This is a genomic window from Halomonas sp. DP3Y7-2, assembly GCF_019800795.1.
In the GTDB taxonomy this organism is placed as follows: Bacteria; Pseudomonadota; Gammaproteobacteria; order Pseudomonadales; family Halomonadaceae; genus Halomonas; species Halomonas litopenaei_A.
In genome coordinates this window covers 383906-410361 of the sequence record NZ_JAHVKJ010000011.1, presented here as the reverse complement: position 1 = coordinate 410361, position 26456 = coordinate 383906, and the positions used below count along the sequence as shown (strand labels likewise).

25 protein-coding genes and 1 tRNA gene are annotated in these 26456 nt (G+C 55.4%); 22 read left to right on the top strand and 4 right to left on the bottom strand.

Annotated features, from left to right (window positions below; all coding sequences use genetic code 11):
- Positions 1-72: 72 nt before the first annotated feature.
- Complete coding sequence (locus KUV45_RS17420; RefSeq protein ID WP_222163609.1) at positions 73-369, bottom strand: damage-inducible protein J; 297 nt, start codon at positions 367-369, stop codon at positions 73-75.
- 1021 nt (positions 370-1390) lie between these two features.
- On the opposite strand from KUV45_RS17420, the gene KUV45_RS17415 reads away from it, so the two are divergent.
- The 9 genes from KUV45_RS17415 to KUV45_RS17375 all read left to right on the top strand — a co-directional run bounded on the left by KUV45_RS17415 (position 1391) and on the right by KUV45_RS17375 (position 9144).
- Complete coding sequence (locus KUV45_RS17415; RefSeq protein ID WP_222163601.1) at positions 1391-2311, top strand: hypothetical protein; 921 nt, start codon at positions 1391-1393, stop codon at positions 2309-2311.
- Between the two features lie 139 nt (positions 2312-2450).
- Positions 2451-3143, top strand: coding sequence for a hypothetical protein (locus tag KUV45_RS17410; protein ID WP_222163599.1), 693 nt, complete (start codon positions 2451-2453; stop codon positions 3141-3143).
- The gene (locus tag KUV45_RS17405) at positions 3143-3703 is read left to right on the top strand and encodes a hypothetical protein (protein ID WP_222163597.1); all 561 of its coding nucleotides are present in this window, start codon (positions 3143-3145) and stop codon (positions 3701-3703) included. The genes KUV45_RS17410 and KUV45_RS17405 overlap by 1 nt, the downstream gene beginning before the upstream one ends.
- A 682-nt stretch (positions 3704-4385) precedes the next feature.
- A complete protein-coding gene (locus tag KUV45_RS17400) occupies positions 4386-5372 on the top strand; it encodes an IS481 family transposase (RefSeq protein ID WP_222163595.1) in 987 nt (328 codons plus the stop codon).
- A 962-nt stretch (positions 5373-6334) separates the two neighbouring features.
- On the top strand, positions 6335-7189 hold the full coding sequence (locus KUV45_RS17395) for a toll/interleukin-1 receptor domain-containing protein (RefSeq protein WP_222163593.1): 855 nt from the start codon (positions 6335-6337) through the stop codon (positions 7187-7189).
- Positions 7190-7302: 113 nt separating this feature from the next.
- A complete protein-coding gene (locus KUV45_RS17390; protein WP_222163592.1) occupies positions 7303-7767 on the top strand; it encodes a hypothetical protein in 465 nt (154 codons plus the stop codon).
- Positions 7768-7877: 110 nt separating this feature from the next.
- On the top strand, positions 7878-8129 hold the full coding sequence (locus KUV45_RS17385; RefSeq protein ID WP_222163590.1) for a hypothetical protein: 252 nt from the start codon (positions 7878-7880) through the stop codon (positions 8127-8129).
- A gap of 10 nt (positions 8130-8139) precedes the next feature.
- The gene (locus KUV45_RS17380) at positions 8140-8385 is read left to right on the top strand and encodes a hypothetical protein (RefSeq protein ID WP_222163588.1); all 246 of its coding nucleotides are present in this window, start codon (positions 8140-8142) and stop codon (positions 8383-8385) included.
- Positions 8386-8388: 3 nt separating this feature from the next.
- Positions 8389-9144, top strand: coding sequence for a hypothetical protein (locus tag KUV45_RS17375; protein WP_222163587.1), 756 nt, complete (start codon positions 8389-8391; stop codon positions 9142-9144).
- A gap of 185 nt (positions 9145-9329) precedes the next feature.
- Here KUV45_RS17375 and KUV45_RS20515 read toward each other — a convergent pair whose 3' ends face one another.
- Together KUV45_RS20515 and KUV45_RS17365 are read right to left on the bottom strand one after the other, a co-directional pair.
- Positions 9330-9563, bottom strand: coding sequence for an integrase core domain-containing protein (locus tag KUV45_RS20515; RefSeq protein WP_222163585.1), 234 nt, complete (start codon positions 9561-9563; stop codon positions 9330-9332).
- A 233-nt stretch (positions 9564-9796) separates the two neighbouring features.
- Entirely contained in the window at positions 9797-11875 is a 2079-nt protein-coding gene (locus KUV45_RS17365) for a carboxy terminal-processing peptidase (protein ID WP_206943446.1), read from the bottom strand.
- Positions 11876-12049: 174 nt separating this feature from the next.
- Between KUV45_RS17365 and KUV45_RS17360 the strand changes: the two genes are divergently transcribed.
- Complete coding sequence (locus KUV45_RS17360; RefSeq protein ID WP_222163583.1) at positions 12050-13381, top strand: M18 family aminopeptidase; 1332 nt, start codon at positions 12050-12052, stop codon at positions 13379-13381.
- Between the two features lie 239 nt (positions 13382-13620).
- Here the strand turns inward: KUV45_RS17360 and KUV45_RS17355 are convergent.
- Positions 13621-13697, bottom strand: a tRNA-Met gene (locus KUV45_RS17355).
- Between the two features lie 360 nt (positions 13698-14057).
- Between KUV45_RS17355 and KUV45_RS17350 the strand changes: the two genes are divergently transcribed.
- From KUV45_RS17350 to KUV45_RS17295, 12 genes are all read left to right on the top strand, one after another.
- On the top strand, positions 14058-15155 hold the full coding sequence (locus KUV45_RS17350; protein WP_308126721.1) for a hydrogenase small subunit: 1098 nt from the start codon (positions 14058-14060) through the stop codon (positions 15153-15155).
- Complete coding sequence (locus KUV45_RS17345) at positions 15155-16969, top strand: nickel-dependent hydrogenase large subunit (RefSeq protein WP_206943442.1); 1815 nt, start codon at positions 15155-15157, stop codon at positions 16967-16969. The genes KUV45_RS17350 and KUV45_RS17345 overlap by 1 nt, the downstream gene beginning before the upstream one ends.
- Positions 16970-16982: 13 nt before the next feature.
- Positions 16983-17789 carry a Ni/Fe-hydrogenase, b-type cytochrome subunit gene (cybH, locus tag KUV45_RS17340; protein ID WP_222163581.1) on the top strand — a complete coding sequence of 269 codons (807 nt, stop codon included), beginning with the start codon at positions 16983-16985 and terminating at the stop codon, positions 17787-17789.
- A gap of 666 nt (positions 17790-18455) precedes the next feature.
- Positions 18456-19250 carry a HyaD/HybD family hydrogenase maturation endopeptidase gene (locus KUV45_RS17335; RefSeq protein ID WP_224852062.1) on the top strand — a complete coding sequence of 265 codons (795 nt, stop codon included), beginning with the start codon at positions 18456-18458 and terminating at the stop codon, positions 19248-19250.
- A gap of 55 nt (positions 19251-19305) precedes the next feature.
- On the top strand, positions 19306-19635 hold the full coding sequence (locus KUV45_RS17330) for a HypC/HybG/HupF family hydrogenase formation chaperone (protein ID WP_222163580.1): 330 nt from the start codon (positions 19306-19308) through the stop codon (positions 19633-19635).
- A 165-nt stretch (positions 19636-19800) separates the two neighbouring features.
- A complete protein-coding gene (locus KUV45_RS17325; RefSeq protein WP_222163571.1) occupies positions 19801-20199 on the top strand; it encodes a hypothetical protein in 399 nt (132 codons plus the stop codon).
- A gap of 40 nt (positions 20200-20239) precedes the next feature.
- Entirely contained in the window at positions 20240-21070 is an 831-nt protein-coding gene (locus KUV45_RS17320; protein WP_222163570.1) for a hydrogenase expression/formation protein, read from the top strand.
- A complete protein-coding gene (hybE, locus tag KUV45_RS17315) occupies positions 21067-22164 on the top strand; it encodes a [NiFe]-hydrogenase assembly chaperone HybE (RefSeq protein ID WP_222163568.1) in 1098 nt (365 codons plus the stop codon). The genes KUV45_RS17320 and hybE overlap by 4 nt, the downstream gene beginning before the upstream one ends.
- Positions 22164-23255 carry a hypothetical protein gene (locus KUV45_RS17310; RefSeq protein ID WP_222163561.1) on the top strand — a complete coding sequence of 364 codons (1092 nt, stop codon included), beginning with the start codon at positions 22164-22166 and terminating at the stop codon, positions 23253-23255. The genes hybE and KUV45_RS17310 overlap by 1 nt, the downstream gene beginning before the upstream one ends.
- The gene (gene hypA, locus KUV45_RS17305; RefSeq protein ID WP_206943428.1) at positions 23248-23589 is read left to right on the top strand and encodes a hydrogenase maturation nickel metallochaperone HypA; all 342 of its coding nucleotides are present in this window, start codon (positions 23248-23250) and stop codon (positions 23587-23589) included. The genes KUV45_RS17310 and hypA overlap by 8 nt, the downstream gene beginning before the upstream one ends.
- Complete coding sequence (gene hypB / locus KUV45_RS17300; RefSeq protein ID WP_222163560.1) at positions 23589-24632, top strand: hydrogenase nickel incorporation protein HypB; 1044 nt, start codon at positions 23589-23591, stop codon at positions 24630-24632. The genes hypA and hypB overlap by 1 nt, the downstream gene beginning before the upstream one ends.
- Position 24633: 1 nt before the next feature.
- Positions 24634-26421 carry a sigma-54 dependent transcriptional regulator gene (locus KUV45_RS17295; RefSeq protein WP_222163558.1) on the top strand — a complete coding sequence of 596 codons (1788 nt, stop codon included), beginning with the start codon at positions 24634-24636 and terminating at the stop codon, positions 26419-26421.
- Positions 26422-26456: the final 35 nt, after the last annotated feature.

The following is a 26456-nucleotide window of genomic DNA, read 5'->3' as shown; positions in this document are numbered from 1 at the left end:
GGCCGGGCCGGCTGACTAGGCGGTTGCGTGATGTTGCGGGGATAATTCCATCAGCCAAGCCCGGGAGTCGCATTACCGATGACTGCGGGGAAGGTAACGGGCGCGGATCCGTGACTTTCGTTCTTCCATCCGGGATTTAGCCGCTTCGTGATCGACAAAGGTCGCCGCACCGGTTTCTAGCCTGTCAAACGCTCGCTTGACCTGAAGTGATAACCAGTCGTGGTGTGACGTTGCTTGGCGCTGTTGCTCGGCGAGCTGTTCCGCCAATTCCCTGCAGGCGCCATTGAGCGTGTGGCCCTGGCTCTCTGCCATACGCTGGGCTAGGCGCCTTGTCTCTTCATCGATACGAAACTGTATATGGGTATCCATCTGAAGGCCTCATAGCTCATTCCGACGTGCACACAGATGTTAGCTCGTCTTGGTGTCCAATGAGGCAATCTAGGTCCTGTTGCAGAGGTAGGTATGAAGACGTCTCTCGACAGAGTTACCTCGGAAGCGGAGCCTCAGAAACGCGCGAAGCCGTTCCCGTCAACGGTGGCTAAGTATCTCAGGCTTGATCTGCAACACATCGTGATTATCCGGCGACAAGATGAATAGGACATAATTCCGTCAGCCATAAGTGAGTGATCGCTTGCTCATGCGGGTTGGCGCAATCCTATCAGCATAAATCTCTCTCAACGGTTCTTATGTAAGACGCTGGGCCCAGAAATGAGTTTTCGAATTTCAACAGCTTATAAGACATAGGCTAAAAAACGCGAAAATTCTTTCCCATTCCACGCATATTTTGTCTATTCTGCTCTCATTGGCACATACCAAGCCATAAAAGTGCCGTTTAGAGCACGACAAAACGATCATGCGCAGGGATAGGAAAGCCGACTATGGCAAGGGATAACCAGCCAACGCTAATCTGACGTTAAATGCAGCACGGCGCCATCTAATTGGCGGGATGCTGCGTACCCGGTTGCCCGCACTGACTCCCCCCTTCTCCTGATCGCACAGCGGCCTTCGTCGCCTGGGTGGTCATTTCCCGTGGCCGCCGTGGCGGTAGCGTGGCTGTTCGGTAGTTTGTAAGTGAAAGGGGAGGTGTACCTTACCTCCCGGTGACATGGTGTTGGTGCTTCTCTGCATGCAATATGCATACGTGTATACGAAATAGAGCACAGAATTTAATGGCATGCTCGAGATGGTGAATTTTAGAGCGTATTTATTGCGCATGGGCGTTTTAAAGTTACGGATAATCAATGGCGCTGAAATTACAGAAGAGCGTTTTTGGGAATGCGCGCTTTGAATATGAGTATGCACGTTTTATTACGGATTAATGCCCGTAGATTGAGAAAACTGCCTGATAATTTAAAGGTATAGTCTGCAACCTAGACAGGTTTGTGAAAAAATGAGTGTTCCGTTTAATAAAAATGTTACTCGTAATGGAGGATATGTGGAAAAATTAATAGTACCAGTTTACTTAAACCAAAAGCTAGTGTTCGATTTGTTGGCAATGCTTCAAGATGGCATCAGTACAGTCAAAGCTATTAATACTACTTCTGGAGACTCTTCGTCTCAAAGTGAAAAGCTTTCAGTTGGTTTTGGTTTAAGCGAAGCATTTTCAACCTTACTTAAAATCGATTTATCAGGAAGCCAAGGTAAGCGCGAGTCCGATACAAATTCGTTGGAAACAAATGAAGAGAAAGTTCATACACCAGCATCTCTCTTTTTTAAATTGCGTAACTTACTAATTGAAAAAGAATACTTATCGCTATTGTCAGAAACCTGCGATGTTAAAGCGGGTGATTTTATTGAGTTTGAGGGTTCTTTATCTCGCAATCCTATCGTTGAAACCGTCGATAGTATGGCTCAAATGATGGAAATGGCCGAGATGTTCGATCAAACGCCCAAACCGCCAAAAGGTAAGGGTGGTCAAACGAATGAATACAAATTAATGCGTCAGCAAATGCTACAATTTTCAGATAGCTTAAAAGCAGGTAATACTACGGATTTGACCATCGAAAACCTGGAATCAGGGCACAATGCACTAATTACGGTTGAAACGGCATTCTTAAATGACCCGCAGATGTCTGACCTAGTTGACGGAAATTTTAGGGTGTTGGGGAAAGTAATTAAAAGTGTTGGAGAAGAAGACAAAATCAGCCTGTTGCGTAAAACTGCAATGAGCAAAATGCCGTCTACTGTACAGATGCAAGCATTTGAAAAAATGTCAGGTTTGAGTACTGATGATGGGTTCAATATTCCCGAAATAAAATTGGATTTGGAGGGGCCAGCATTCCAGATTATTCCGGTCGCAATTTACGCATAACAAACAATTCAAAATGACTCGCACCAGTGCTTTAATGGTTTCAGTGAGTTAATTGTTTACGGTGCGCACCTTTGGCTTGGGAGTCGGGGCTAGCACTTTAATTGGGTGTTATAAAAATCTAGGGATAGGCTCAAAAATAATGAAACTATATGAAAATGTAGTCATTGGAAACTTTCTTTACGGATTAGGCTACGCTGTTGCTGCTAAGAAAGGTGGAAATGAGGTTTTGTCAGTTGTAAACCTGCTGCAACAAACGCCAGCAGACAAAGAGCTGGGCGATGTACTTTTAGAATATCCTGGAGTCGTAAGACTCATAGAGTTTAAAAACAAAGCTGGTAGCTTAAAAAAAGAGATGCAAAGACACTCTCAATTAAAATCTGCATTGGGAAAAGGCTATGCAAATATTTTTTTGTCTAAGAGTATTCATTGGTATGTTGAAACCGAGCCTTTTAATGATCTTTGTGTAAACAACATTAAACCTTATCTGGATGCCTTCGATGGTTATGTTAACGACAGTTTTACGTTAGAAACTTTTATTGAAAAAATTGTAGACGATGTATTTAGTAACGACACCACCTTTAGCGATGATGACTTTAAAAACTATTTGAGTTTGGTTGCTAGGTGCCAAGGTACAGGAGAGGTGGGAACTGGAGGTATAATTATCGCCGTTTCTGAGAGTGGTATTAAGTATTTCCAGTTTACGGACATTATGCAGCTCAGGTTGCAACATAAAGAATATGTGAATGATATAAAGAATCAATTTAATAAAAGTATAGAGGCGAAAAAAAGTATTAATAAAACCAGAAGTTTCAATATTGGGATAAGTCGGTAATGGATAGGTTAGATAAGTTATTTGATGCAGCTGCTAATTTACTTGCTGCAAGTGAGAAAAATGAACAAAAATTTTCTACCACAATCGCGTCAATGGAAAAGACTATCCGGAGTGTTAGCAGAGCTGAGTCGGAGACTAAAATAGCAATAAGAGAGTCTACCCAAAATGCATCAAATGAAATAGCGGATAAGGTTTCAGAGCAATTATTAAAAAAACTTGAGCATGCGCATATTAAAGCAGAACAAGCAGCGTTAAGGTATGAGAAAGCAAGCAGATATTCGGTATTAAAACTATCCTTTATTATGCTTTTATCATTAATTGGTGTTGTAGTTAGTATTTGGTTGCTATTTTTCAAAGATGTTCCCACTATAAATGAGGTTAACGAGCTAAGAGGTGAGAAAGCGCAACTTCAAGCTCAGATAGAGAGGCTTAATCAGTATGGTTACGTCACGAATTGCGATGGTAAGTTGTGTGTTTCTGTCGATGAAAATTACCGCTATAACTCTAGCGATAACAAGGTTGTTTACTATGTAATAGCTCCTCGAGGTAGTAAAAATTGATATAACAAAGCGTTAACCAGTGATTTGCCCCGCAGCATTTGTGTCTTCAATAAGTTAAGTGAATAAGGTACAAGCGGAGGCTTGGGTGTAGGGGCTCATACGCTAACGCGGCGTTACGCGTTAAAGAAAATACCACATGTGTTTCTATAGAAGAAAATATAAGTATCTCAAAAATGGTCGCCTAGAAGATGTGCTGGCTTTGATTCAAGTATTGGCTCTCGATAAGACTTCGCATCGAAGCGAGGAAGGTGTGAAATTGGTGCTTCCAGCATTGCCAAACTCGGCTGGCAGTTGGCTTCAACTGGCAAAGGAGCATCAGGAATTTTTTCGGGTTATTGAAGGACGAAAATATCCAATATCGTTGGTAACTCGACATGTATCGAGGGGGAGTTATAAAAATCGGCCACCACTTTCTCCTGAGCATACACAAGCTCTACTAAATTCAGCAATAGAGTTACATGGCAGGCAAGTTCGCCGCAGTCAAAGATGGACGGTTCTAATACCAATATGGGTAACATTCATAGGTGGTGCATTCGCTATCTTAAAGGTTCTAGCAGAGGGTGGCACCGCGTAACAAGTGTAGGCTGTAGGTGTAGTGTCTCGGATGTTCAATTGATAAAAAGAAGCTATCCTTTGATAGCCGCCCGTGGGCTTCTCCGTCAATTCATCCAGGAGCATGGCCGTGGATATCAAACTTCATAAACAAGCGAGGACGACCCCAAAGATCCGCGCTGAGATCCAGGCGGCTCCCGCTCACATTACCGATACGGCGCCGGCGGAGCGCTTTGGCGTCAGTGACATGACGATACGTCGGTGGCGGCACCGCGACGATGTCTATGATCGCCCACACACCCGTCACAACCTCAAGGCAACGCTCAACCACGAGCAGGAAGAGGTGCTGATTGCGGTACGCGAATTCCTTCGTCTCGGGCTCGACGACCTGCTCGTCGTCGCCCGAGAGTGCTTGCACCCCACGCTATCCAGAGCGGCGCTCCACCGGATGCTGAAACGCCGCCAGGTGCCCACCTTGGCCCAATTGGCTAAGAAGGACCAGGAGGGCAAGAAGGACGCCCCCAAGCCCTTTCGAGACTACGAACCGGGCCACCTCCATATCGATATCAAGTATCTGCCGCAGATGCCTGATGAGACGCAGCGCCGCTATCTGTACGTTGCCATCGACCGAGCTACGCGCTGGGTCTATCTAGAGCTACGCTCCAGCCAGGCAGCACGCGATGCTGAAGCGTTTTTTCATCGGGTCGTTGAGAAGACCCCGTTCAAGGTCCAAAAGGTGCTGACGGACAATGGCAAGAGCTTCACAGATCGCTTCACCTCTAGTGGAGAGCGCAAGCCCACCGGACAGCATCCGTTTGACCAGGCATGTGCAGAGCACCACGTGGAGCACCGCCTGATTCGACCGGGCCACCCTCAAACCAACGGAATGGTCGAACGCTTCAATGGCCGTATCAGTGACGTCTTATCGACGCGACGCTATATCTCCGGAGAAGACCTGGAGCAAACGCTTAAACGGCACTGCTGGCTGTACAATCATCACATCCCGCAGAAGGCATTGAAGCACCAGGCCCCAATTTCTGCGATGAAAGACTGGCAGAACCGGCGTCCTGAACTATTCACCAAGCGTGTAATTAATCATCCGGGACCTGACATGTAGGAAAATTACTCACTGTGCTTGCTATTTGTCGCAGCTACAGGCTTTAGGCCCAAAGTCAGGATATCAAGCAAATGATGCTACGTGCATAAAAATCGTCAGATACAAATGCAATTCACGCACTCACAAAGGAAGTACTTCTGAATGCGCCGCACGCTGCTCACACGGAGTACTTAACCGTTGATGCACTTCGAGTTAGACGGGCATTGTCAATCTCATAGGTTGCCAAGGTTAACTCCAGTCTTGTTTTCCGCATTGCAATTTCAGCAGTCTCGATCTCGGCTGGTGGCTTGGGCTGGTACGCGCTCGGTCCAGTCTCAGTATCACCGGAATACCAGCGCAAAGTTATCGATTCAGCGCTTATCATCAACGCATTAGAGATGCTGAAAGATCAAGGTGCCGTAGGTTGTCTGTTGGTGGGAGACCCCGCTTATTATTGTCGGTTTGGTTTCAGTGCTACTCCTAGCTTTAGCTATCCAGAATTTCCGTTAGAGTATTTTCAAGGCCATATCATGAGTACCATGGAGAGGGACGCTTTTCCGGTACGCGCTTTGCGTTCCAATCCCAAAACTCCTCTCATGGTAGGCGTTATGAATTACATGGTAGTAGGCAATGAATAGTATCTATGAGTGCGACGATATGAAGAGGGCCGAGGTCTGGATCGAGTTAAAGCATGATCAGCCTCTACTACATTTAAATCAGATTTCATCTCAGAAAAACTTGGAACAGAACCACTATCTCGAAATTCTTGGTGAGGCGATAGCCACTATCACTCTCAAAGTTAAGTTTTCCCGTACTGTGAGGAGAGTTTGGCGCGTAGCGATGGTACCAGTGTGCCTTGCTTTCATTATCACGATTTTTCTACCTGAAAGTGAATTCATAACAATGCCAGGCAGGCGATGTAAAAACCTGGAGGCCTGATGGCGGGCGGCATGCCTTGATCTAATTGTAATGAGGATGGATTAATGTCTATATCTTCAATTAGTAGCAACATCGCAAGGATCCAGAAGGAAATAGCTGATTTAAGTAAAAAGATCAGTCAAGAGACGAAAAAAGAATCTGATTTGATGAGGCAAATACTTCAGGTTGAGAAGTCTATAACTAAGTCAACTAGCGCAAGTAGCTTGACATCTAAGCTATCTGATATTCAAAGGAAGCAGAGCCAAGTCGCCAAAGTGCAAGCGAAAAAATCCGACCTTTCAAAGAAAGAGGCGGATAAAATAGCCACATTATTGAAGTACAAGCAAGACCTGGCCAAAGAAGAGGAAATAGAGCGCAAGAAAATAGCTGATGCAGAGAAAAAACAACAAAGAGATAAATTAGAGTTTCATCGAAGGCTGAAACGAGAAATCGAAAGCACTTCTCACCTTGCTGAAAATCTTGAAAGAAAATCGGAATCTGTACTAAGAGCAGATTATGACATTTTCATATCTCATGCTTCCGAGGATAAGGATGATTTTGTTCGGCCTCTAGCCGAAGCGCTTTCTGCCGAAGGCGTCAAGGTATGGTATGATGAATTCACACTGAAAGTTGGTGATAGTTTGCGTCGAAGTATTGATCATGGGCTAATAAAGTCGAAATATGGAACCGTAGTTCTTTCTTCTTCTTTTTTCGAAAAAAATTGGACGCAGTACGAATTAGATGCAATGGTGGCGAAAGAAATGGAGGGGCACAAAATGATACTGCCTATTTGGCATAAGGTGTCAAAAACAGAAGTTATGAACTTTAGTCCAGCTTTGGCAGATAAAGTGGCTTTGAACTCATCTCTCAATAGCATAGAAGAGATAGCGTACCAATTAATCGAAGTCATTAAGAATTAGGGTGTAGCGAAGCGCTGGTGCAGGACAAGTTTTCCGCTGCGCTACGAATTTTCCGCAGAGCGCGCCGTTATGCATTCGGTTTGTTGAGTTGTTATATACTCAGGAGAGATTGAATGGACTTGCTTATAAAAGTTCTCCCAGGAATGGTGGCTGCAGTTCTTGGATCTTTTCTAGCGGCAAAATGGTCCATGAAAAAGTTCTATTCTGAAAAATGGTGGGATAGAAAAGAGCATGCATATGTGGAGATAGTTGACGCTCTTTATGACGTTCTTCGGTATTGCGAAATAAAGAAGGAGGATTATGGACAAGGCACTGGTTATTCCTCCGATACGGAGTCAGAACTCTCTTCAAGACATGCTGCTGCCTATTGGAAAATAAAAAGAGCTACAGATGTTGGCGCTTTCGTAATATCAGAAGAGGCACAGAATGTACTCAGAGAGCTTAGGGATCGCCCTAGGCTTAGGTGGGACGATAATCCAGATTGGGATATCTATGAGGCGGATTATGAAGCACATAGAGACGCGCTCCAACAAATCGTTGAACTGGCGAGGAAAGATCTGGGCGCAAAAAATGCATAGCTATGCCAACCACGGCGACAGCTTCTGCGTTGCGGCTGCGCCGCCGCTATAAATGCTGCGCGTGTTGCTGGGAATTAACTGCATAAGGTTTAATCAAACAAGGAACTACGATGAATAGTGATCAGGAATTAGCTCATGAAATAAAAATCAAGTTTGGCACTGCTCCCAGTGACCCGAACTCTTACCAGCTGGAGAAAATCAAGCAAGATATACAAGATCTCGTAGCTAAGGGGATCACTCCATCTGAAAATGACTGGGCAGAAATTGTTAAGAAGCACTGCACAAGTGCAGGTAGTTACTTTTACAGAGGTGCAGATACATCTGATCTAATTACCTTAATGCAACTTGCAACAAAGAAGTAGGCTGAGAGGCATGAGTATTGGAAATCTAAAAAAAGAACTTGAAGCTACGCTTCTAATTACCGACTGGTCGCCGACTGAAGTTGATCTCAATGAGATCGCTAGACGGATTAAGGCCCTTGGTGGCTCAGCATCAAAGGCTGATATTGAGAAAATAGTCTATGACGTTGTTGGGTCATATGAGTGCATGATGATGGAAGGTATAGATAATGCCGACTTGACTACATTGCTTATATTAGCCACAAAGACAACTAAATAAATTATGACTAACGAGCAAGCAGTTATTCAGGCTGAGGCTAAAATTGAAAGTCTTAAACAGGCCTACATGGATCATCTAAATCCTATTGTTATGAAAATTCATGAGAAAGGAGAAAATCCTTCTCTCCAAGATTTATTAACATGCCAGAAATTAGGTGTAAGTTATTTTAACTTCATTGAAAATTTTGTCGGAAATAGCGGTTTATTAGGAGCCCATGTGAATGGGAAGTGGGTCACGGGTTTTGCCGAGACTTGTTACAGCGTATTGAAAGCATTTGTGGTGCATGTGAATTTTCTTCGAAGTCATTCGGAAACATTGTTGGGTGCTTTAGAAAATCCCGATGATTCGGCTTATGCAAATATGCAGAGAATGACAAAAAAGTACCTTCCAAAAGAGAAATGGGAAAAATTAGAGCGCCTATTTAAGGAAAATGCCCTGCCAGTAGTAGGGTTTAATTGCTCCGGAGCAAATGATTTGATTGAAACGCCTAAATGGCAGCTTATAGCAGGATTAGTTACTGGATTGCTGTTCGCCTTAATAATACTTCTTTCGGCTATATTTATCCCTAACCCTACACCAACTCAGTTCTTTATATTTAGAGGAATTTTTGCTGTCTCATTAGCAGCTATTGCTGCAATAATTCCTGGTCTGTTAACTGTAGAATCTAGGTTTCAGAAGTTCTCAGTAAGGGCAACAGGAGCCATAGCAGTGTTCGTAATTGTATGGGGATTAAACCCTCCGCAGCTAATTGGCAGTTAACAAGTTACTGCACCCAGAAAAATTATTCGCTGCGCTCCCAATTTTTCGGTGAGCAAAGTGTTAGATAGCTATATTCAACACTAAACCTGACTATTGCGAGGCCGAGTGCGGCAACTATTTTATCTCACATGTGCTGTAGAGCGCTGATGTGTAATGACCCCCTGGTTTCTGCACACCCTACGCCGCTAACGCCGGGTGTGCTCAGGGTGCCCATAGCCTAAAGACTGATGTGGCTGAGGCTGATCTTCGTTGTAGTACCGAATCCAGTGGCTAATCACCGCCCGAGCCTGGCACAGTGACTCGAACCGGTGCTGCCAGATGCATTTTTCCTTCAAGGACCGGAAGAAGCGCTCGACGAGGCCTTTTTGCTCCGGGGTGTAGGGCGTCGTGAATTCCTGTGTGAGCCCGTAGGCCTTCACTGTCGCCGTATAGTGCCGACTTGAAGTGCTCCCCCTCCCGAGCTGCACTATAGCCTGTGCAGCTCGGGAGGGGGTCACTTCACTTCGACGGGACTTTTCCGAAAGATAACCCGCTTTAGATATGCAGCAGTTGTGATGTGGGCTGGCTGTTGTGGGGGCCAGAATCCAAAAAAGCCGGGGCTTGATGCCCCGGCTTTTTCGTTCTGCGTGCAGCTAAGTGGCTGTATCGTGACTTAGCCTTTTACCGCGTACTGCCAGCTCGGGCCGAGTTCGGCGAAGTCGAGCAGGATTTCCGCTGATTCCTCGACCTCTGCGCGGTCGACGGGCTGTTCCTCTTCGGCGTCTTCCTCGGCGGCCAGGTCGGCATCGTCACCGCTTTCGCGGGCATCGCCCCATTCCTCGAGGATGTCGAGGCCGAGGGCTTCACGGCGCTCGTTCTCGAGTGACAGCATCTCGGCGTCCTGGGCGTCGGCTTCACGCTGACGCTGCTCCCGGTTGAGGCTGACGCTGGTGTGCTGCTCGCGCAGGCGGCTCGCCAGTTCGGCCCGCTGCTCCAGGTAATGGAAGTTGGGGTGGTCGTCGGCCCGCTGCTGGTGGCGTGTGCGCAGTTCCTTCAGGTACTGGCGCGGTGTGCCATAGCTGCGGTACTGAACGTCACGTACCGTGTCCCAGGGCAGGGCGTTGTCCAGCGCGCTCTCACCGATAATCTCGGGGTCGAGCAGGCTGGGGTACATGATGTCCGGCTTGACGCCGCGGTTCTGGGTACTCTCCCCAGAGATCCGGTAGAACTTGGCGCGGGTCAGCTTGATCTGGCCGTAGCTCAGGTCATTGAGGGTCTGCACGGTGCCCTTGCCGAAGGTGTTGGAACCCACGATCAGGCCACGGCCGTAATCCTGGATGGCTCCTGCGAAGATTTCCGAGGCAGAGGCAGACAGGCGGTTGACCAGAACCACCAGCGGACCGTCGTAGAGGGTGCCGCTGTCGGTGTCACCGTACAGGCTGATGCGCCCACGGGCATCACGAACCTGCACGGTAGGGCCGCGATCGATGAACAGGCCGATCATCGAGTTGGCTTCCTGCAGGGCACCACCACCGTTGTTGCGCAGATCGAGGACGATGCCCTCGACGCCTTCGGCCTTGAGCTTCTCGACCTCGGCGGCGACGTCACGGGTGGTGGAGCGGTAGTTCTCTTCTCCCGCCTGCCAGGCGTCGAAGTCCACGTAGAAGGCGGGCACCTCGATGACGCCGACCTTGTGCACCCCGTCTTCGCGCTGAACCTCGATGACTTCGCTGGAAGCCGCCTGATCCTCGAGCTTGACGGTGTCGCGGGTGATATCGACCACGGTGGAGCGGGTCATGTCGACGGCTTCACCGGGCACCACCTCGAGACGCACCTCGGAGCCCTTGGGACCGCGAATCAGCTCGACCACGTCATCCAGGCGCATGCCGACCACGTTGACGATGTCCTCGCCTTCCTGGCCAACGCCGATGATGCGGTCGGCAGGCTTGAGTGCGCCATCCTTCTCGGCGGGGCCGCCCGGCACCAGGCTGGCCACCTTGACGTATTCGCCGTCGGCCTGAAGCAGTGCGCCGATGCCTTCCAGTGACAGTCGCATCTGAATGTCGAAGGATTCACCCTGGCGCGGCGACAGGTATTCCGTGTGGGGGTCAACGGTGCCGGTAGCGGCGGCCATGATCAGTCCGAACACATCCTCTGAGTTGGTCTGCTCAAGACGGTGCTTCTGGGTCTCGTAGCGCTCGCGCAGGGTATCGATGACCTTGTCGTCGTCCTGTCCACTGATCGACAGCGTTAGGGCGGCGTTGGCCAGGCGCTTGCGCCACAGCTCGTCCAGGCTCTCCTGAGAGGCGGCCCAGGAGGCGTCTTCGCGATCCAGCTCCAGTCGACCCTGCCCATCGAAGGACATGTCGAGGTCATCGATCTCGTCCAGCATCCAGTCAAGGCGTGCTTCGGCGCGCTCGTGATAGCGCTGGTAGAGGTCGTAGGCCCTGGCCAGGGAGCCATCCAGCAAGGCTTCATCCATGCCGGTGCGTAGATCACCGAAGTCATCCACGTCGTCTTGAAGGAAGTAGGCGCGTTGTCCATCCAACACGTCGAGGTAGCGCTGGAAGGCGCGGTTGGACCATTGGTCGTCCAGCTTCACATCCGCGTAGTGGCCGTAACGCAGCGATTCGGCCACCTCCATGGCCGCCTGACGCTGGTCGTCGCCGGGCGTGGGAGTGGCCAGCGCCGTTGGGGCCGCGATCAGCAGGGAAAGCGCCAGGGCGCGACCCGCAGACTCAATCAGGCTCATCAATGAAGCACTCCAGGATTCGTGTACACTCGTCGGTCTGACACCGACTCGGTCGGCGGGTCCCTTGGACCGGATTCGCATTGTAGCAGCTTGCTGTCAATCCTTGTCCTTTACCGTGTTAACAGAGTAAAGGACAAACCTTGAACCATTACTATCATGCATCAGAGGACGCCCATGTCACAGGAGTGCTTGCCAAAGGATGATACCGAATGCGCCAAAAGGCTCAGTCGGTTGCTCGACTTTCTTCGCCGTTCACCCAGCCCTTGGCATGCCACTGCGAACATGGCTCAGCGGCTCGAAGATGCGGGCTACCGCCATCTGTTGGAGACCGACAGCTGGGAATTGGTTCCCGGCGACCGCTTCTATGTGACTCGCAATGACTCCTCCATCATTGCGGTGAACCTGCCCAGCACGCAACCTCTGTCATCGCTGCGTATGGTCGGTGCACATACCGACAGCCCCAATCTACGACTCAAGACCCATGCTGCCCAGCGTTCGGCGGGGTGGTTGCAGCTGGGCGTTCAGGTCTATGGCGGCGCGCTGCTGTCGCCCTGGTTTGACCGGGATCTGGGCCTGGCAGGCCGCATTCACGTTAGATTGCCGAATGGCCAGGTGAAGGGCGTGCTGATCAACGTCGAGCAGGCGATTGCGATCATTCCCAGCCTGGCGATTCATCTGGATCGTGAAGCCAACGACGGGCGTGCGATGAATGCCCAGACCCAGATGGCCCCGGTCGTCATGCAGGCCGATGAGGACGCGACTCTGGAGAGCCTGTTGCAGGCATGGCTGGAGCAGCAGCACGGACTCGGCGATGCCAAGGTGCTGGACTTCGAACTGGGCTTCTACGACCTGCAGCCGCCGTCACTGGTAGGGCTGCGCCAGGAGCTGATCGCCAGTGCCCGGCTGGACAACCTGCTGTCCTGCTTCATGGGGCTTGAGGCCATGCTGGATGCCGATGGCGACCAGGGCATGGTGCTGGTGGCCAATGACCACGAGGAAGTCGGCAGTGCCAGTGCCTGCGGTGCCCAGGGCCCGTTCCTGGCGGACGTGCTGAAGCGCGTGAATGGGCAGGTCGGTGAGGGGACGGAAGAAGGCTACATTCGCCTGATTCAATCGTCGCGCATGATCTCCTGTGATAATGCCCACGCCCTGCATCCGAACTTCAAGGACAAGCATGACGCGCAGCACGGCCCAAGTCTCAATGGCGGGCCAGTGATCAAGACCAATGCCAATCAGCGCTATGCCACCAACAGTGCCACGGCCGCCATGTTCCGTGATCTGTGCGAGCAGGCGGACGTGCCGGTGCAGACCTTTATCACCCGGGCCGACATGGGCTGCGGCAGCACCATCGGGCCGATTACCGCGACTGAGCTTGGGGTGCCTACGCTGGATGTTGGCGTTCCGCAGTGGGCCATGCACTCGATTCGCGAGACCGCGGGCAGCCAGGATGTCGAGCATCTGACTCGCGTGCTGACAGCGTTTTTCAACCAGCCGACACTGGTCTGACCCTCGAGGAATCGAACGAGATAGGGTCGCTGGGCGGGCATGTGACAGCTGGCATCAGACATCCCGCATCAGCGCCCGGCAAGATGCAGAGAGACGGCGCGCCCTAGACAGTCGCGCCGTCATCCTTGTTTCCAGGCCTGACGGCCTCTGAAGCTTGGGGGAAAGGTCAGGGTCCCTCGGCCTATCTCGTCACAACGAAAAAGCCCGCCGATCAGTGATCGACGGGCTTTTTCTGTATCTGGTGGCTACGCCCTGACTCGAACAGGGGACCCCATCATTATGAGTGATGTGCTCTAACCAACTGAGCTACGTAGCCTTTCAATGGCGCTGCATTCTACTTGGCTGACCTGGAATGTCAAGCTGGAAGGCGGCGGTGTGGCCGATTAGCGGCGCTGGCAAGTTGCTTGCCGCCCTGTGCTGATGTGCCGGCTGGGCCGAGAACCTGGCGCACAGCGACCGGTCGCTGGGTTACCGCTGGCAACGTGAAAATACTGCTACCTGTCTGAAAAATATAACGAAAACGTCGTTGGCACATGTATTGCTTTTCTCTTGTGGACCGTGAGCGTCGGCGTTAGCCATAAAGCCGTCCTGATCCCGCGCGATGGAAACGCCATTGCCAGCAGGATGCCAAACGCCGATTGAAGATCGATTGACGACCACGACAGGGGAGTCGTTGATGATGGAACCCATCGAGACCTTTTACGACGTGATGCGCCGACAGGGAGTCACGCGTCGCTCGTTCCTCAAGTTTTGCTCTCTGACCGCAGCAGCGCTGGGTCTGGGGCCTGCCTATACCGCCAAGATTGCCCACGCCATGGAAACCAAGCCCCGCACACCGGTGGTGTGGGTCCATGGCCTGGAATGCACATGTTGCTCAGAGTCCTTTATCCGGTCGGCTCACCCATTGGTGAAGGACGTGGTGCTGTCCATGATCTCGCTGGACTACGACGACACCTTGATGGCCGCAGCGGGGCATCAGGCTGAGGCGGCGCTCGCCGACACCATCGAACGCTACAAGGGCAACTACATCCTGGCGGTGGAGGGCAACCCGCCGCTCAACGAGGACGGCATGTTCTGCATCGTCGGTGGCCGGCCGTTCGTGGACCAGTTGCGGGAGGCGGCGGCCCATGCCAAGGCGGTCATCTCGTGGGGCTCCTGCGCCAGTCACGGGTGTGTGCAGGCCGCTAGGCCCAACCCCACCCGGGCCACCCCAGTGCACAAGGTCATCACCGACAAGCCGATCATCAAGGTGCCGGGCTGTCCCCCCATCGCTGAGGTCATGACCGGCGTCATCACCTACATGCTGACCTTCGATCGCCTGCCCGAGCTGGATCGTACCGGGCGTCCGAAGATGTTCTATTCCCAGCGAATCCATGACAAATGCTATCGGCGTCCGCACTTCGATGCTGGCCAATTTGTCGAGGCCTTCGATGACGAGGGGGCGAGGCGCAGCTATTGCCTTTACAAGGTCGGCTGCAAGGGTCCGACCACCTACAACGCCTGTTCCACCGTGCGCTGGAATGAAGGCGTGAGTTTCCCCATCCAGGCGGGTCACGGCTGTATCGGCTGCTCGGAGGATGGCTTTTGGGATAAAGGGTCCTGGTACGCCCGCCTGCAGGACGTTCACCAATTCGGTATCGAGGCCAATGCCGACCAGATCGGTGGTGCCGTGGCGACCGGTGTGGGCAGCGCGGTCGCCATTCATGCCGCGGTCACCGCATTGAAACGGGCGCAGGTCAAGCGCCAGTCATCCGTCAGCAAGGAGGAGGTCTGATGACACAGACGCGCACACCCAACGGGTTCGACCTGGATAGAAGCGGCCGTCGCATCGTGGTGGATCCCGTCACGCGCATCGAGGGACACATGCGCTGTGAGGTCAATGTGGATGACAACAATATCATTCGCAATGCGGTCTCCACGGGCACCATGTGGCGTGGGCTTGAGGTCATTTTGAAGGGCCGTGATCCTCGGGATGCCTGGGCCTTTGTCGAGCGCATCTGCGGCGTCTGTACAGGCTGTCACGCGCTGGCATCGGTGAGAGCGGTGGAAAATGCCCTGGATATACGCATCCCGCGAAATGCTCACCTGATTCGGGAAATGATGGCAAAGGTGCTGCAGTGGCACGATCACGTGGTCCACTTTTATCACCTGCATGCGCTCGACTGGGTCAATCCCGTCAATGCGCTGCGCGCCGATCCCAGGGCCACATCTCGTCTGCAGCAACTGACCGGCCCCAACCATCCGCTGTCATCCCCTGGCTACTTTCGGGATGTGCAGAATCGTCTGAAGACCTTTATCGAGTCTGGCCAGCTGGGCCTGTTCAAGAACGGCTACTGGGACAACCCGGCGTACAAGCTGTCACCGGAGGCGGATCTCATGGCCACCGCCCACTATCTGGAGGCACTCGATCTGCAGAAGGAGATCGTCAAGGTCCATACGGTGTTCGGCGGCAAGAACCCGCATCCCAACTACATGGTGGGTGGGGTGCCTTGCGCCATCAATATCGACGGTGACCTGGCTGCCGGGGCTCCGCTCAATATGGAGCGACTCAATTTCGTTCGGGCTCGTATGGAAGAGGCCTTTGCGTTCTCCCAGAACGTCTACCTGCCGGATGTGATCGCCATTGCCAGCTTCTACAAGGACTGGCTCCATGGCGGCGGTCTCGCTGGCAGCAATGTGATGGATTACGGCGACTACTCCAAGGTCAACTACGACAAGTCCACCGATCAATTGAAGGGCGGTGCCATCGTCGGTGGTAACTGGGACGAGGTGCACGAGGTCGACCCCACCGATCCAGAGCAGATCCAGGAGTTCGTGGCCCATTCATGGTATCGCTATGCCGACGAGTCAAAGGGGCTTCACCCGTGGGACGGCGAGACGGAACACCACTACGAGCTGGGCCAGGCAACCGTAGGCACCCGTACCCACATCCGAGAATTGGATGAGTCGGCCAAGTATTCCTGGATAAAGTCGCCGCGCTGGCGCGGGCACGCCATGGAGGTGGGGCCACTGGCTCGCTATATCCTCAATTACGCCCAGGGCAACGAGTTCGTCATCGACCAGGTCGACAGCTCCCTGGCGGCCTTCAATCAGCTTGCCGGTACCCGCCTTACGCCACGCCAGGCACTGCCTTCGACGATAGGGCGCACCCTGGCGCGGGCGCTTGAGGCGCATTACTGCGCCTCCATGATGCTCGATGACTGGCACGAACTGGTGGCCAATATTCGAGCAGGTGACCTCGCCACGGCCAACATCGAGAAGTGGGACCCAGCCTCCTGGCCCAGTGAAGCTCGTGGGGTGGGTATCGTGGCGGCTCCCAGGGGCATGAACGGCCACTGGATTCGCATCAAGGACGGCAAGATCGAGAACTATCAGTGCATCGTGCCCACCACCTGGAACGGCAGCCCGAGGGATGCCGAAGGCAATATCGGAGCCTTCGAGGCCTCGTTGCTGGGGACCCCGATGGAAAGGCCGGACGAGCCGGTGGAAATCCTGCGCACCCTGCACTCCTTTGATCCTTGCCTGGCGTGCTCCACCCATGTGATGAGCGAGGACGGAGAAGAGCTGTCCCGCGTAACCGTGCGATAGCGGGGGAGGAATCATGTCGCAGCAATCCAAGACGCCGGATGTTGCGCAGACGTCTGCGGCTTCTGTTGACCCAGAAGTGTCGGGCCAGCCGGGCGCACCGCGCCAAGGGGGCGCCGGCAGTGCGGCCGGCGCGCTACCTGACTCCGTCAGGCAGACCTCGGTCTACGTGTACGAAGCTCCATTGCGGCTATGGCACTGGACCAATGCCCTGGCGATTCTCGTGCTGATCGTCACCGGCTACTTCATCGGCAAGCCGCTGCCGACGGTCTCCGGTGAGGCCAGCGATCACTTCGTGATGGGCTACATTCGTTTCGCGCATTTTACCGCAGGATACGTACTGACCATTGGCTTCTTGTTCCGTTTCTACTGGTCATTGGTGGGTAACCATCATGCCAAGCAGCTGTTCAGACTGCCGCTGCATCGCAGCGAATGGTGGCGTGAAGTCTGGTTCGAGCTGCGCTGGTACCTTTTCCTTGAAAAGCGTCCGCGCAAGTACGTGGGGCACAATCCCCTGGCGCAGCTGGCAATGTTCCTTTTTATCACCCTGGGAACGCTGTTCATGATCGTCACGGGGATGGCGCTGTACGCTGAGGGGGCTCTCAGGGGGAGCTGGCAGGACAGCCTGTTCGGCTGGGTCATTCCGCTGGTAGGGCAGAGCCTGGATGTTCACATCCTGCACCGGCTTGGCATGTGGGTCATGGTGGTGTTTATCATCATTCACGTATACGTCGCCATACGCGAAGACATCATGTCGAGACAGAGCATTGTCTCGACGATGATCTCGGGGGAACGTACCTTCAAGGACGATGAACCCTTCTGATGCACTGATTCAGGAGGTCCCAAAGATTTAAAGGGTTCAAACGTTTCGGAAGATCCAGAAGGTCCAGAAGCAGAGGCCTTGTCGCACATACGCTAGTGGGCTATTTACCAACCCGCTAGCGATTCTTGTCAGTTGATAACTCCTTTAGATGTCAGGAAAAGGTGCCAGATTTTCCGTCCCATGCAGAAATAAGTGGCCGTTGATATATCTCGCATTAGCCTGTTTAGAAACCCCTGTCTCGAAAGCCTCTGTCTCGAAAGCCTCTGTCTTGATATCTCTCTCGATAGCCCCTGTCGCGAAAGCTTCTCTCTCGTTAACGAGCGACTGGGTAACTCCTGGCTTATCTTGATACACCATATCAAGACGCATCTCACCTATGTGTGCCGTGCCGGAGATGAAGTCGCCTGTTAGCGGAAGAAAATGGACAGGGTGACTACCCCTTTTCCTTTAAATTGTGCTGGATCAATAGAGACATTTTTTCTTGATTACAGCCCGAGCTATTCTGCGACACTGAATTCTTGTTTGGTGAAGCGCTAGTGTTCGCTCAGTAATTCACTGTTTTTACATGCCTATATGTCGATACCGAGCATTTTTATGTTGTCTGCTGTTTACCGGTATCAGCGGCTGATATGACAGGAACTTAGCGCCTTTGAAGGTGGGAGCCGAATGCCTTTAGCCATGGATAACAATGACAGCCAAGCATCGTCGATATTGGTGTTGGGAATCGGCAATGTGCTCTGGGCTGATGAGGGGTTTGGCGTTCGGGCGGTTGAAGCCCTCCATCGACGTTTTGATGTGCCCCCTCAGGTAACGGTGCTGGATGGAGGCACCCAGGGTCTTTATCTGCTGCCCTACATCCAGGCATGCAGCGAGCTGCTGGTCATTGATGCCATCGACTACGGGCTTCCTCCCGCGACGATCCATGTCGTGCGTGACGATGAGGTTCCGAGCTTTATGGGAGCCAAGAAGATGTCACTGCATCAGACGGGCTTTCAGGAGGTGCTGGCGGCGGCGCAGTTGCTGGGGTGGCAACCTCGACACCTCACGCTGATCGGCGTGCAGCCGCAGGTCATTGATGACTACGGCGGCTCGCTGCGCCCCGAGGTAGCCGCCCGTATCGATGAGGTGATCCAGCTAGCCGTGGAAGAGCTTGGCGCCTGGAAGGTGACGCTGCGTCCCCGTGAGGCGATCGCGGACCTGGGCGGACTGGCCGCACCAGCCCTGGCACTGGATCACTACGAAGGACAGCGCCCGTCGTCGCGAGACGCTTGTCGCCTTGGCGACGCGCGATTTCTTGGCCGGTCCAGCCATACCGAGACCCTGACCGATACCGAAAACGAGACCGACTCCAGTCCCATGGCGGAGCGGCAACATCATCAGCCCTCTGCGTCCCGCTCTCCGGTTCAAGGGCCTGATTGTCTGGACAGTTCTGGCTGCCTCAGTGAGGGAGGTGCGCCATGAGGATGGGGCTGGCCACAACCGCCGATATGCTGCCACCGTACGATAGGTGGCAGCCATGTGTGTAGGCATCCCGATGCAGGTGGTGGACGTGTCCGGTTCGCTCGCCCTGTGCTGCCGAGCAGAGGGAAGCGCGGCTGAACAGGTGGATATCGCGCTGATCGGTGACGTGGAGATAGGCAATTGGCTGCTGGTGTTTCTGGGTGCGGCTCGGCGTGTGCTCGACCCGGAGGAAGCCCAGCTGATACGCAGCGCCTTGGACGCCGTGGCGCTAGTCGCCAAGGGAGGCGCCATGGAAGCAGGCTACTTCGCGGACCTGGAGGCAGAAGCCCCCAGGCTACCGCCGCACCTCGAGGCAGCCCGTAAGGCCGGAAGGACCAGCGGCTGAGACAAGCTGGAGCGTTGCGGCCGCTCGGGGAAAAACTCGGGAAAAGCTCGGGGAAAAAGTCGGGATGTGGGAGGACATTGGTGTGATAAGGGATGTGAGAAAGGATGTGAGAAAAGGTGCGAGAAAGGATGTGAGAAAAGATGCGAGAGTCGTTGGGAGAGAGCAATGACGGGACCCTTGGGGCGCTTGATCAATGAACTGGGCTATCCCTGCCTGGCGGGAGCTGAATTGCAGGCGTTCATGGCAGAGGAGGGGTTGCACGTACTGCTGTTGAGTGGCGATCCAGAGACCAATCTCGAAACCCAGGACGTGGCTGTCATTCTCCCGGAGCTGGTGAGTGCCTTTGCCGGCAAGTTTATCCCCGCGGTTGTCCAGCGACAGGACGAGGACCTGATAAGAGAGCGCTTCCAGGTCTGGCCGGTGCCTTCTCTGGTTTTCGTCGAGCAAGGTCAGCTCAAGGGCGTGGTGTCGCGGGTTCGCGACTGGCAGGCCTATCTCGAAGAGGTCGGCGCTATCGTCGCAGGAACGTCGCCGCACGCCCAGTTGATCGCCAGGCAGTCATAAGTCGTCGGGGTGATTGGCGGGCCTATACAAGGAATGGATCATGACGCTGAACCACTTTTCTCCCTCCTTGGGTGGGGTCGGGCCCGGCAGTCAAGAAGGTGCCGAACTCGACTATCTTCCCATGCCCTCGGCCATGCGCACCTTTCATGCCCCGTTGCCTGAAGTGGAAGACCCCGAACGCATTCGCCCGGCTCTTACGGCGTTGAAGGCCTTGGCCGCCGCCGCGTCTCGGTGGACGCCGGAAGGCGGCAATCTGGTGGTTGAGTTTCCACCGCTGGACGACGAAAACCGTCGGGTGGTGGCCGATACACTCGGGGAAGGAGAGGTCTCGGTGCGTGCGACGGGTGAGCCATCCTGCGACGTACAGGAGTCCATCTTCGCCGGGCTTTGGCGAGTGACCACGGTAGGTAGTGGCGGGGCTGAGGAGCGAATCGAGATCGGCAGGGTGCCCAGCGCCGCACTGAAGACGCCACCCAAGCGAATTTTCTGCCCACCAGAAACGGCGGCAGGGGTCGTCAATGGCCCCTTTATCGTCACGGAGCTGGTCGAGCGCTGTCACGCTCACCGTCCCGGCGATGAGCCTTATGCCATCAATCTGTCGCTACTGCCCCATACCCCGGAGGACCTTCATTATCTTGAGCTGGCGCTGGGCCAGGGCGAGGTATCGATCCTGTCCCGGGGCTACGGCAATTGCCGTATCGACAGCACGGCGCTGGAGCATGTCTGGCGGGTACGTTATTTCAATTCCCAGGATGCGCTGATTCTCGACGTCATCGAAGTGTCCGACATCCCTGAGGTGGCCTGCGCGGCGCCTGAGGACATCGCCGACTCTGTGGTCCGGCTTGAACAGACGCTGGAGGCCATGGCGTGATCCATTCCCAGTTTGAAGGGTCCTTCCTTGGCGACGCGGCGCGTCTGGACGATAGCGCCCGTCTTGAATGCAAGATTTGCTGGTACTGCTATGACCCGGCATTGGGTGACAGCAGCAGGCAAATAGCGCCAGGCACGCCATTTTCTCGTCTTCCAGCGGATTGGCGCTGCCCCAGCTGCGATGGCGATAGGCAACAGTTTATGGTGCTGAGTGACGATAACCCGCCCGCCACCACAGCCATCATCGAGCCGAGCCTGGGTGAGCCGCCGTCCGCGGACGCTCGCGCTCAACCTGAGGACGCTCACGGGGGGACTAGCGTGTCGGGTGTGACACCCTTGGGTCCGGCAGAACCTGCGTCTGCAACGTCAATCGAGGCGTCCTTCCCTCAGGGCTCCAGCAGCACCCGTCACGGGGCCGCTAACAGGGCCAATAGTCCGGCCAGTAACGGGACCAATAGTCCAGCCAGTAACGGGGCCAATCGTCAGGCCAGCAGCCAGGTCCGTTCGCTGGTCGAGGCCTTCCGCGAGACCCAGGCATCGCGTATGAAAGATATGCCCTTCTGTCATCCAGGGCTTAGCGTCGCGTCGGTGGGCTTTCGGGAGTGGCAGTCCACGACATCGGAATGCCAGGGGCAGTTGGGCGTGTTGATCGCCCCCTGGCTGATGAATCTGGTGCTTATCCCTGCGACCGATGAAGTGACCGACCTGCGTTCAGGAGACAAGCGGATAGTGGCCTTTCCCTCGGGGGAGTATGAATTCATCTACAACCTGAGCGCGCCCGTAGGCGGTTTTTTTGCCTGCGCCCTGTTCTCGGACATGAGCGAGTTCACGAGCCAGGAATATGCGGTAGACGTTGCCCATGCGGTCATGGATGCCCTGTTCGATGCGACCCATCGCGCTGAGACGGATCGTCACGCGGATATCGCCGCCAGACAGCACAGCGCCCAGGATGAAGAGGCTCCATCCACGGACGACTCCTCACCAGCGGTCCAGCAAGATCCTGATATTCACCAACCGCATCTGAGCGCTTCGCAGCGTCCGCGCTCACGTCGTGACGTGGTGACCATCGGCCTGTCTGGAAAGGCAACATCCTGATGATGCCTGCCCTGGTCATCGACCATGACCCTCACCGGCCTGAGGGTGCCAACTCGCCTGTCTTTCGCGTTCGACAGCGCGGCCGTCTGCCCACTCACTGGCTAAAGGATCGTCGTCCCGCCGAGGCTCTGGCCATGGTGGGATGTCTGTACAACCTCTGCGCCGCCGCCCAGACCGCCGCCGCAGCGTCTGCCATGGGGCTGGCGGTGCCAGCCGCCCAGCACACCGACATTCAGTGTGAAGTGCTGCGAGAGCACGCGCTGGTGATGTTGCGCGACTGGCCTGGGGCCATGGGGCATCCGGCGGCGGGCAACGAGCTTCAGGGGCTGGCCAGCATGGGGCTGGCTGACCTTGAGGAGTTTGAGCACCGGCTATTGGCCCAGCGGGCGAACCGGGTGCTCGCCGATCTCTCGGCGTGGTGGAACGCCTCACCCAGCCTGCCTGCTCAGGTACTACGGCAGACGGCTGACTGGCTGCCCGAGGCTGGACGCATGGAGGCGGTCAACGACCCCAGCTTTGTGCGACGCGTTGCCTCTGACCCGGCCTTGGCGCCGCTCATCGCCCGGCATGGCTGGAGCCTGCATGTTCGGATGCTGGCGCGCGTCGTCGAGGTGGCACGCCTGATCGAGGGTTTGCGTGGTGTCAGAGATGACCCAGCTGGCGGCGATGGTACGTCCCGCGGAAGCACATGCTCAGCGTCGCCAGCGCGTGCCTGGTTCGGTCGATCCCGTCCCGGCGACGGCTGGGCAGAGGCCGCTCGTGGCCGGCTGTGGCATCAGGTCGACTGCCGCGATGGCCGGGTCATGGCGTACCGCATCCATACCCCTACCGATGCCATGCTCGATACACCTCTTGTAGATGGCCACGACGATGATGACGGCGGGTGCCAGCCGGGATTTCTGGCGCGACTGCTCAGCTCTGCCTACGGCTCAGGCGACAGCGGTGCTCGGCAACGTGTGGCCATTGCCCTCAGCTGCGCGAACCCTTGTCTGCCGGTGGTGTGGCAGACGACGGATATGACCTGGCCTGCATCGCAGCAAGCGGGAGGAGACGTCAACGCAGCCGGAGAGCGGGGTGGCCAGCATGCATGAGTTGAGCCTGTGCCAGGGGATCGTGGAGCTGATTGAAGAGCACGCCCGCAGCGATCCGTTCACCCAGGTCACCCGAGTCTGCCTGGAGGTCGGCGCCCTGGCGTGTGTCGAGCCCGACGCGCTGCGGTTTGGGTTCGACCTGAGCGCTCGAGGAACCCTCGTCGAGGGCGCCAGGCTTGAGATCGTCGAGGTGGCTGCTGTCGCCTGGTGCTTTGGCTGCAACCAGACCGTGACGCTCAAGCAGCGGGGCGATCATTGTCCGTGCTGCGCCAGCTCGCGCCTGAGAGTCACCGGCGGAGAAGAACTTCGCATCAAGGAACTGGAGGTAATCTGATGTGTACCGTATGCGGATGCGCCGGGACCGGCGTGCAGAACCGTCCCGGTGAGGACGATCACACCCATCATGACCACGCGCATGACCATAAGCACGATCACCACGCTCATCATCACGCTCATCCATATGGACATGGCCACGGACATCATCCCGGACATAGCCACGACCATCACCACGATCATGGGCATGACCATCACCACGATCATGGGCATAGCTATAGCCATGACCAGGCAGGCAGCGTCACCGCCGGTGCGGAGCCGCATCTGGACTGTGGTTCGGGTCCCGCTGGCGTCGAGGTGGCGGGGTTGTCGCAGCGCCGGCTGATCGAGATCGAGACAGACGTGCTATCGCGCAACAACCGGATCGCCGACAGCGTACGCCAGCAGCTGGAAGCGAAAGGCGTGCTGTCGTTGAACCTGGTGTCCAGTCCAGGCTCCGGCAAGACCACGCTGCTGGTTGAGACGATTCGGCGGCTGGGGCCCGATGGGCTGGCGGTCATTGAAGGCGACCAGCAGACGGCCAACGATGCTCAGCGCATTCGTGAGACGGGAGTCCCGGCGCTTCAGGTCAATACCGGAAAGGGCTGCCATCTGGATGCATCGATGATCGAGCGAGCGCTTCCCAGGGTAATGCCGGCGGAGCTTGGGCTGCTGTTCATCGAGAACGTCGGCAACCTGGTGTGCCCTTCAGGGTTCGACCTTGGTGAAGATGCCAAGGTGGTCATCCTGTCGCTGACAGAGGGAGAGGACAAGCCGCTGAAGTATCCCCACATGTTCGCCGCAGCCTCCCTCATGCTGTTGAGCAAGATGGATCTGGCGCCCCATGTGGATGTCGATATAGAGGCCTGTGAAGCCTACGCCCGCCAGATCAACCCGGATATCGAGATCATCCGGCTGTCGGCCCGCAGTGGCGAGGGCATGGATCGCTGGCTTCAGTGGATCGCCCAGCGGCGAGAAATGCTGCGGCAGCGCGCGCTGGAGGCGGCACGCCAACGCCTCGAGACGCTGGAGCAAGGCGAGGCGCCAGGCCTCAAGGTCCTGTGACGTGTCTTCCCTGACTGAGCGCTCGGCGCTGGGGGCGGGCCTGGTCGCAGCGGATGCGCTTCCCGGTGTGCTGGTGGTGGGCCAGTCGCTGTACGAGTCTCTGCTCAGCGGGCTGTCATCGCCTGCGCCGGAGTGTCTGGTCGCACAGGATTGGCCAGGGGCCCGGGAGCAGCTGACGCGGCAATGGGTTGGGGTGCTGGTCGTCGATACCCGGGTGCCGTTGTCGCCGGGCTGGGTCCAGGAGCTGACCCAGCGCTGGCCCGACGTGCGTGGTCTTCTCGTGCTGGATGAGGCGTCTGAGGGGGAGACCGAGCATGCGGCAGCGATGGTCAGGGGAGGCGACAGCGACGTGGCGCTGCCCGAGGCGTTTCAGCGTCTCTTTCGTCAGCATCTGCCTTGGACGCTGGTACGCGCCGTTGAGCATGCTCAGCAGCACTACTGGCTGGAGCGAGAAACACGCCGGCTGCGCGCCGAACAGGCGCTGTCACAGCCGGTCGTACAGGCGCGTCTGGCCGCGCATCGACAGCAGCTGCAACAGTCCCGCGGGTTTGAACGAATCATTCGTTTGCCGGGGTCGCCCCTTGATGGCCTCTGTCATCTGGCTGCTCGGATAGCCGGCTTCGACGTCCCGGTATTGGTGACAGGAGAAAGTGGCACCGGCAAGGAGCTGATGGCGAGGGCCATACATTCAGCCAGCCTGCGCTCCGAGATGCCCTTTCTGGCGCTGGATTGCGGCGCGGTGTCAGACGAGTTGCTGGAAAGCGAGCTGTTTGGACATTGCAAGGGGGCCTTTACCGGCGCCAGTGCCCACCGTATCGGTATGTTGGAGCGGGCGCAGCAGGGCACGCTGCTGCTCGACGAGATTGGGGACGCCTCGCCCGCCTTCCAGCTGAGATTGCTGCGCTTCCTGCAGGAGGGCGAGATACGTCCGGTGGGTACCAACACTGTGCGTCAGCTGGATGTGCGGGTGATTGCCGCCACCCACCGTGATCTGGCGGCAGAGGTGGCAGCGGGCCGCTTTCGGGAAGACCTGTACCATCGTTTGAACGTTGCCACGGTGGCCTTGCCGGCACTGCGTGAACGGCCTGAGGATATTCCTTCGCTGGCAGAAGCGCTGTTGATGCAGCTGGCCAGCCGTCACGGCGTGCGTGTCTCGGGGTTTGGTCCTGGCGTGCTTGACTGTCTATCGGCCCAACCCTGGAGCGGTAACGTGCGCGAGCTGGAAAATCAGATTACGCGCATGCTGATGATGACGACCGGCGCGACCATCGGTCTGGAGCTGCTGCCCGAAGCCCTGCGAACACCACCCCATGCCGGCATGTTCCGTGAAGAGCCGTACCGTGAAGAGTATCGTGAAGAGCCGTGCCGTAAAGAGCGGGGTCGTGAAGGATGGGGCTGTGAAGGATGGGGCTGTGAAGGATGGGGTTGTGAAGAAAGGAACAAGGGGCCGGTCAGGGGTAAAGCCGGAGGTGCCGCTAGAAGTGACATTAGAGCAGAGCAAACAGACGGGGGCCTAGGCGCAGTGCCAGGAGAACACTGCGTTCGTGATAGCCTCCGGCAGAGTCATCCCGCCTCGACGACCGCTCCCGCGGCGACCCTGCGGGAGCAGATAGAACTGTTGGAAACGCGCTGCCTGCTCGATGCGTTGACCCGGCATGGCGGTAACAAGACACGTGCCGCCGAGGAGCTTGGGCTTTCGCGCATTGGGCTGCGCGCCAAGCTCAAGCGCTATGGAATTGACTATGGGATTGAGGGTGGCGACGCGGCGGGGCCCAGTGACGCCCAGTGACGCCACCTAAGACCGCGCTGCATAGATCATCAAGC

Coding starts and splice junctions, on each gene's coding strand:
- KUV45_RS17375 (WP_222163587.1), top strand. CDS start 8,389: ATGACTAACGAGCAAGCAGTTATTCAGGCTGAGGCTAAAATTGAAAGT.
- KUV45_RS17350 (WP_308126721.1), top strand. CDS start 14,058: ATGATGGAACCCATCGAGACCTTTTACGACGTGATGCGCCGACAGGGA.
- cybH (WP_222163581.1), top strand. CDS start 16,983: ATGTCGCAGCAATCCAAGACGCCGGATGTTGCGCAGACGTCTGCGGCT.
- KUV45_RS17380 (WP_222163588.1), top strand. CDS start 8,140: ATGAGTATTGGAAATCTAAAAAAAGAACTTGAAGCTACGCTTCTAATT.
- KUV45_RS17415 (WP_222163601.1), top strand. CDS start 1,391: ATGAGTGTTCCGTTTAATAAAAATGTTACTCGTAATGGAGGATATGTG.
- KUV45_RS17330 (WP_222163580.1), top strand. CDS start 19,306: ATGTGTGTAGGCATCCCGATGCAGGTGGTGGACGTGTCCGGTTCGCTC.
- KUV45_RS17325 (WP_222163571.1), top strand. CDS start 19,801: ATGACGGGACCCTTGGGGCGCTTGATCAATGAACTGGGCTATCCCTGC.
- hypA (WP_206943428.1), top strand. CDS start 23,248: ATGCATGAGTTGAGCCTGTGCCAGGGGATCGTGGAGCTGATTGAAGAG.
- KUV45_RS17310 (WP_222163561.1), top strand. CDS start 22,164: ATGATGCCTGCCCTGGTCATCGACCATGACCCTCACCGGCCTGAGGGT.
- KUV45_RS17420 (WP_222163609.1), bottom strand. CDS start 369: ATGGATACCCATATACAGTTTCGTATCGATGAAGAGACAAGGCGCCTA.
- KUV45_RS17320 (WP_222163570.1), top strand. CDS start 20,240: ATGACGCTGAACCACTTTTCTCCCTCCTTGGGTGGGGTCGGGCCCGGC.
- KUV45_RS17360 (WP_222163583.1), top strand. CDS start 12,050: ATGTCACAGGAGTGCTTGCCAAAGGATGATACCGAATGCGCCAAAAGG.
- KUV45_RS17345 (WP_206943442.1), top strand. CDS start 15,155: ATGACACAGACGCGCACACCCAACGGGTTCGACCTGGATAGAAGCGGC.
- KUV45_RS17410 (WP_222163599.1), top strand. CDS start 2,451: ATGAAACTATATGAAAATGTAGTCATTGGAAACTTTCTTTACGGATTA.
- hypB (WP_222163560.1), top strand. CDS start 23,589: ATGTGTACCGTATGCGGATGCGCCGGGACCGGCGTGCAGAACCGTCCC.
- KUV45_RS17385 (WP_222163590.1), top strand. CDS start 7,878: ATGAATAGTGATCAGGAATTAGCTCATGAAATAAAAATCAAGTTTGGC.
- KUV45_RS17365 (WP_206943446.1), bottom strand. CDS start 11,875: ATGAGCCTGATTGAGTCTGCGGGTCGCGCCCTGGCGCTTTCCCTGCTG.
- KUV45_RS17405 (WP_222163597.1), top strand. CDS start 3,143: ATGGATAGGTTAGATAAGTTATTTGATGCAGCTGCTAATTTACTTGCT.
- KUV45_RS17395 (WP_222163593.1), top strand. CDS start 6,335: ATGTCTATATCTTCAATTAGTAGCAACATCGCAAGGATCCAGAAGGAA.
- KUV45_RS17390 (WP_222163592.1), top strand. CDS start 7,303: ATGGACTTGCTTATAAAAGTTCTCCCAGGAATGGTGGCTGCAGTTCTT.
- KUV45_RS17335 (WP_224852062.1), top strand. CDS start 18,456: ATGCCTTTAGCCATGGATAACAATGACAGCCAAGCATCGTCGATATTG.